Annotated in this window: 4 protein-coding genes; 2 read left to right on the top strand and 2 right to left on the bottom strand. The window is 73.0% G+C overall.

Going from position 1 to position 5,638, the window contains the following annotated elements:
• Positions 1–276 precede the first annotated feature (276 nt).
• Entirely contained in the window at positions 277–1,728 is a 1,452-nt protein-coding gene (eccB, locus tag G6028_RS06645) for a type VII secretion protein EccB (RefSeq protein ID WP_182658395.1), read from the bottom strand.
• A 131-nt stretch (positions 1,729–1,859) separates the two neighbouring features.
• Between eccB and G6028_RS06640 the strand changes: the two genes are divergently transcribed.
• On the top strand, positions 1,860–3,482 hold the full coding sequence (locus tag G6028_RS06640) for a type VII secretion protein EccE (RefSeq protein WP_338404161.1): 1,623 nt from the start codon (positions 1,860–1,862) through the stop codon (positions 3,480–3,482).
• Here the strand turns inward: G6028_RS06640 and G6028_RS06635 are convergent.
• Positions 3,436–4,521 carry a DUF695 domain-containing protein gene (locus tag G6028_RS06635; protein WP_182609880.1) on the bottom strand — a complete coding sequence of 362 codons (1,086 nt, stop codon included), beginning with the start codon at positions 4,519–4,521 and terminating at the stop codon, positions 3,436–3,438. The two genes, G6028_RS06640 and G6028_RS06635, sit on opposite strands and share 47 nt — an antisense overlap.
• Positions 4,522–4,685: 164 nt before the next feature.
• Here G6028_RS06635 and G6028_RS06630 point away from each other — a divergent pair.
• Positions 4,686–5,638 (top strand): NAD(P)H-binding protein (locus tag G6028_RS06630; RefSeq protein WP_182658393.1); only part of this gene is annotated, 953 nt, incomplete at its 3' end.

The following is a 5,638-nucleotide window of genomic DNA, read 5'->3' as shown; positions in this document are numbered from 1 at the left end:
CGGGGTGCGTCGGTCCGGCCGCCCCGGACCCGCCTCCATCACCATCGCGGCGCCCACGGCGGACACGGGTCCGGTCGGCGCGGGCACCGGAGCGGCCGTCGCGGCCGGTTCACTCACCGTCGGGGGTCTCGTCCTCGTCGTCGTCGCTCTGGTTCGACCCCGCGGCCTCCGCCACCGCGAGACACCCACAACGTGGACACCGACAGAGAACTGACGGGCACCGCCCGGCGGGCCGGCACCCGGACGTTCCGACCGTGGTCCGGCATCCCCGCGGGGTCATCGCACCGGAGCCGTGGCCTCGTCCGCGACGGTGTGGAGATCGTGGCCATCCCGGACGACGAGGGCGGAGTCACGGTCCAGCCTGGGTCCTGCGGGGAGCCGGTCGATGATCGCACCGTCGACCGGCACCGGGGTCCCACCGACACCGAGGACCGCTGCGGTCTCCGGGTCGGGGATGTCGAAGCGCACGCCCGTATCGGCGACGATCGTCGTCACCGCACCGCGGGTTGACGTGCCTCGTCCGACCGCGGTCACCAGAAGGCCTCCACCGGGTACGCCGAGCACGTCGATCGCCGGCCCGCCCCCGTCCGCGCCGGCCACCGGACGCGCCTGTGCGGCCGACGGAGCCGGAGCGCCGGCGACAACGGTCACCCGCCGGCCCACTGACCCCTCCCTGCCCGCATCGCGAACGCACAGCACCGGGGAGTCACCGGTCGAGAGGACCGAGGGACGATCCGCTGGGAAGGCATCCACGTTCAGCGCCACCGAGCGCGGGACGCCCATCCGGTCGGGATCCACGGACACGACCGCACCCACCGTCGTCGTCGAACGGATGACGTCGGCCACCACCGGACCGACCTCCTGGACACCATCTGCCAGGGCGACGTAGGTCTCCCTGCCCGAGGCGGTGTCCACCGTGAACACCTGCCCGATCCGCAATGAGTCGAGACCGTAGTCCACCGGCCTGCCTGCCAGATCGATCTCCGGTCGCACCACCGGATCGACCTCCGGCAGCGGGTCGATCAACGCCGCGGTGACCGGCCGCGGCTCGACGCCGCCCAGTCCGAGGATCGCCAGCAGGTCGCCGTCCGACAAGTCGATTCTCGAGCGGGTCCCGTCCCGCAGCAGCCAGCCCCAGCCGTCCTGGTCGGCCAGGACGATCTCGTCGCCGGTGGTGTCACGCCCGGGTCCCGCCGCCCCGTCACGGGCGACGACACTCGTCGAGACGATCCGGGGGCGACCGCGATCGACGTCGGCGATCTCGTCGCACACGGTCCACGAGACCGCCGCGGCCCCGTCCTCGTCGCGCGGTGCCGGCAGCGCGGACGGCGCTCCGGGGATCCCGATCAGTCCTCCGCGACGCGTCTGGGCGATGTCCGAGTCCCGCACAGTGGTGGGGTCGGCGGGCTGACCCGTCACCAGACGGGCGGACGCGAGGTTGAACACCGGGTGGACGGTGTCGCCGGCGCGGACATACATCTGGCCGGAGTCCCGGCCCACCATCACCACGGCGCGATCGACATCGGGCGTCGGATCGAGGAGGGCCAGGACCGCCGCACCGACGCAACCGAGGACGGCGGCGACCGCACCCAGCATGAGTCCCGTCGACTGTCGCCTGAGTGGATCGTGGAGCATCCGGACGTCGCGGACGGCCACCGCGTGTCGGGCCCGCCGGGACAGGAAACGGTGCCCGTCGACCTGCGCCCTGGTCGTCGGCTTCAGCGGCACGAACGGGCTCCTTCCCACGGATGTGACGCCCCGCGACGGCGGGTTCCGGGGGTAGGGTACGCCACTGTCCCGGCCGGATGGCCGGGCTTCCCGGGCGGCCTCGCGCGCCCCCGACCAGGCCAGGAGGACGTGTGACGGCTGCCCCTCGCACCCTTCTCATCCTCCTGACCGTCCTCCTGACCTCGGGGGTGCTCGCGGTGATCTGCCCGCCGCCCTGGCAGCCCTGGGTCCAGTTCGCCGCCGCCTCACTGGTCGCCTGCGCCGCCACCATCCGTCACCGGGGCCGATATCTGCTCGGAGGCGGACCGCGCCCACGCCGGTCAGACGTCGACGTCGTCGATCTGGTCTCGCCCGAGTTCTCCTTGGTCGGGTGCGTCGGCGGTCACCAGGTGGTGACCACCGGTGTCGAGGTCTCAGCCGGCGCTCTGGAGACCACCGAGGTCGGGTGCGACGACCCGGCGGATTTCCTCGGCGTCCGGCTTCCGCTGGGCGCGGTCGCGCGGCAACTCGACCAGGGTGGGGTGCTGCTCGAGGGGATCGATGTGGTGGTTCACGGGCGACGTGCGGCGACGGGCCCAGACGGCGAGGTGTACTGCTCGCTCGTGGGTCCGTTGGCTCTGGTCTCCCACCGGCGCGTCCACCTGCTCCTCCGATTCGACCTGTCCGAACTCGCGCTGAGCGCGCCGGCGGAGGCGGGGCGGGGTTCGCCGCAACGGGTCATCGCGGTGGCCACCGAACGACTCCGCCGATCCCTGGTCCATCACGGGGTTCCGTGCCGCGTGCTCGACGCCACCGAGCTGGCGGAGCGATACCTCGAGGCCGAGGCCGATCCCACCGACGGAGTGGGGTTGGTGGTCCGCCCCGGTGAGGACCCGCGTGAGGTCGTGGACGCCCTCACCTCTGTACCCGCGTCAGACATCACCGAGGTGCTCCGACTCCGCCGGGTGCCGGGCCGCCGCGACGTCGTCGACTCGATCTCGACCGTGGGTCTCGCGGGGCTCACCGTGGACTCGCTCCCCCAGTCCGCGGGATCGTGTCATCTGTTGCCGTCCCCGCGCGTGCTGCCCGTCCCGGGTGAGTCCCTACCCGAGACGCTCGCCGGCTCCACGGTCCGACGGCGCCTCGATCAACTCGACGACCTCGCCCCGCCCGCCCACGGTTGCGGTCAGATCCTCGGGGCGACCCGGACCGGGAACGCGGCCGCGGTCCAGCTGGCGGGGCCTCACCTGCGCTCGGTACTCCTCGCGGCCGGTCCGGCCGTCTGTCGACAGGTGGCCTTCCGCGCGGTCGCCGCCGGGTACCGGGTGGCGGTGGTCACCGACGTCCCGGACCGCTGGAGACCGCTGCTGGCGATCGGCGACGAGACCAGATACCGGATTGTCGACCCCGATGCCTCGGACGCCGGCGCCCCCGTGGACGCGGTGTTCTGGGACGTCGACGGCCCCCTGAGCGAGGGGCGGATCGACGCGCTCGCCGGTCCCGGTGGCCCCGACGTGACACCGCCGACCGTGATCCGCGTGGATGCCGACTGGGACGCCCCCGGCCCCGGGCGTGCGACGACCGGGAATCCGCCCGAGCTGGTACTCGATGGCAGGATTCCGGGCTGGATCTCCATCGAACCGCGTTCCGGACCCGCCCGGCAGGTGTCGGTCGTGACCGGCCCCGGAGAGGACGCGTTCGTGGGTCCGGTCCCAGGACCTGCCGACCTCACACCCGCAGGTGTTGCACCTTCCGCCAGCCCGGATCGTCGGTGACCGTCAGGGTCACCTCGCCCTGTTCCCAGCCGGAGGCGGCCACGCGCAGCTGCTCGTGCGCGGGGGTCGCGGAGTCCACGTAGAAGTGCAGGAGCCGGCGGCCGTTGCAGCTCTCGGCGCCCACGCACTCGCCGGTGCCCTCCAGGCGGTCGACCAGGTGGTCCTCGAAGTCCCGCAGCCCGGGCAGGGAGGCCGATCCCGGCAGACCGCCGTCCTCGACATCCGTATAGGGCACGTGGACGGCGACGTGCCGGTCGAACTCCGGGGCCGAGAGCGCCACCAGGGGCACGCGCACCACGGCCACCATCGGGCCCCGGGAGGTGTCGCCGTGCAGGATCTGCCAGGCGGGTTCCCCGTCCTCGTCCGTGTTGTCCCGCTCGATCTCCCGCAGGATCCCGGGCAGCGCGTCGAGTGACACCGCGTCGTCCCCCGGGGCCGTGGCGTTGGAGCGGATCATGCCCACCCACGTCTCCACCGCGGCCTCCCCGCACATGGCGTCGAGCAGCAGGTAGGCGGCGATCCCGGCGTCGGATCCCTTGAGTCCGGCGAACCCGGGGTGGTGCACGGTCACGTCGGCCCGGGAGAGGCCGCAGTCCACCACCACCTCCGCCTCGTCGAAGCCCAGGCGTCGGTCGCGGAAGTGCATGGCGCACCCGGAGACCGGGTCGCGCAGGTCCGCGTACGACCAGTCGGCGTCGGCGGGCGGGGCCTGAGCGAGCCACCGGCGCGCCGCCCTGCGGAGCTCGGGTACCCCGGCCGCGGTGACGGTCAGGCGGTGCGGCGCGCCGTGAGACCCGGGGACGAACTCCCACGACAACCCGGGGTCGATCGCCTCGATGAGCGAGGTGATCTCCGGGACCACGCGGCGGGCGTCACCCGACTCGAGCGCGGCGGTCGTCCGGCGGCACCCGCCCTCGGTCCACCACCGCCAGAAGGTGGTGACGGCCCGGTCCGAGCGGAGCCTGGCGGTCTCGATGCGGACGCCGGACAGGTCCATCGATCTGGAGAGTTGTCGGGGTCGTGCCGCGCCGATCGCCATCTGTTCTCCCTCCGCCCGTCACGGTCCGTCTGGCTGGTCTCACTCCAGTATCCGGATAAGCCGCCACTCGTGCGCGGAACGACTCACCCCGGCCGGGCCCCCGGGCCGGTCCTGTCCCCCGTCAACGGGTGCGCATCGGCGTCCGCACTGGAAGAGTCTCGGGTATGACCAACCCCCACGGATCCCCCGACGCCCCGACCGGCCCGCGCGTCCTCGTCATCGGCGCCACCGGGTACGTCGGCTCCCGTCTCGTCCCCCGACTGCTCGCCGACGGCGCCGAGGTCTCGGTCCTGGCGCGCACGCCCGCGCGTCTCGACGATGTGCCGTGGCGGGACCAGGTCACCATCCACGAGGGCGGGCTGGGAGACGAGGCCGCACTGTCGGCCGCCCTCGCCGGCATCGACGTGGCGTGCCACCTCGTCCACTCCATGGGCCACTCGACTGACTTCGAGAAGGAGGAGCGCGAGACCACCGAGGCGTTCGTCCGCGCAGTCGAGGCCGCCGGGGTGGGCCGCATCGTGCACCTGTCCGGGCTGCACCCGGAGGACGAGATCGACCTGTCGACCCACCTACGCTCGCGCGTTGAGGTGGGACGGATCATGCTGGCCTCGTCCGTGCCCGCGCTGGTGATCCAGGCCGGGGTGGTGATCGGCTCCGGGTCCGCCTCGTTCGAGATGATCCGGCACCTGACCACCCGGCTCCCGGGGATGGTCACCCCGAAATGGGTCTCCAACCGCATCCAGCCGATCGCCGTGCGGGACGTGGTCCACTACCTCGCGGCCGCCACCACGGTTCCGCTCGACGGGGACCTGGCCGACGGGCGCGTGATCGACGTGGGCGCGCCGGACGTGTTGACCTACGGGCAGATGATGCAGATCTACGCCGAGGAGGCCGGGCTGCACCGCCGGCTCATGGTCCCCGTCCCCGTGCTCACGCCCAAGCTGTCCTCGCTGTGGATGGGCCTGGTCACCCCGCTCGAGCCCGCCCTGGCCCGGCCGCTGGTGGAGTCGCTGCGCTGCGAGGCGATCGTCCTGGTCGACGACGCCGACGAGGTGCTGGGCCCCCCGCCCGGCGGCCGCACGAGCTACCGCCAGGCCCTCCGCGAGGCCCTGCGCGT

Origin of the sequence: Dietzia cercidiphylli (genome assembly GCF_014145145.1) — a bacterium.
Taxonomy (GTDB): domain Bacteria; phylum Actinomycetota; class Actinomycetes; order Mycobacteriales; family Mycobacteriaceae; genus Dietzia; species Dietzia natronolimnaea.
Note: the sequence above shows the minus strand (reverse complement) of the source record. Positions and strands in the feature narration are given on the sequence as shown.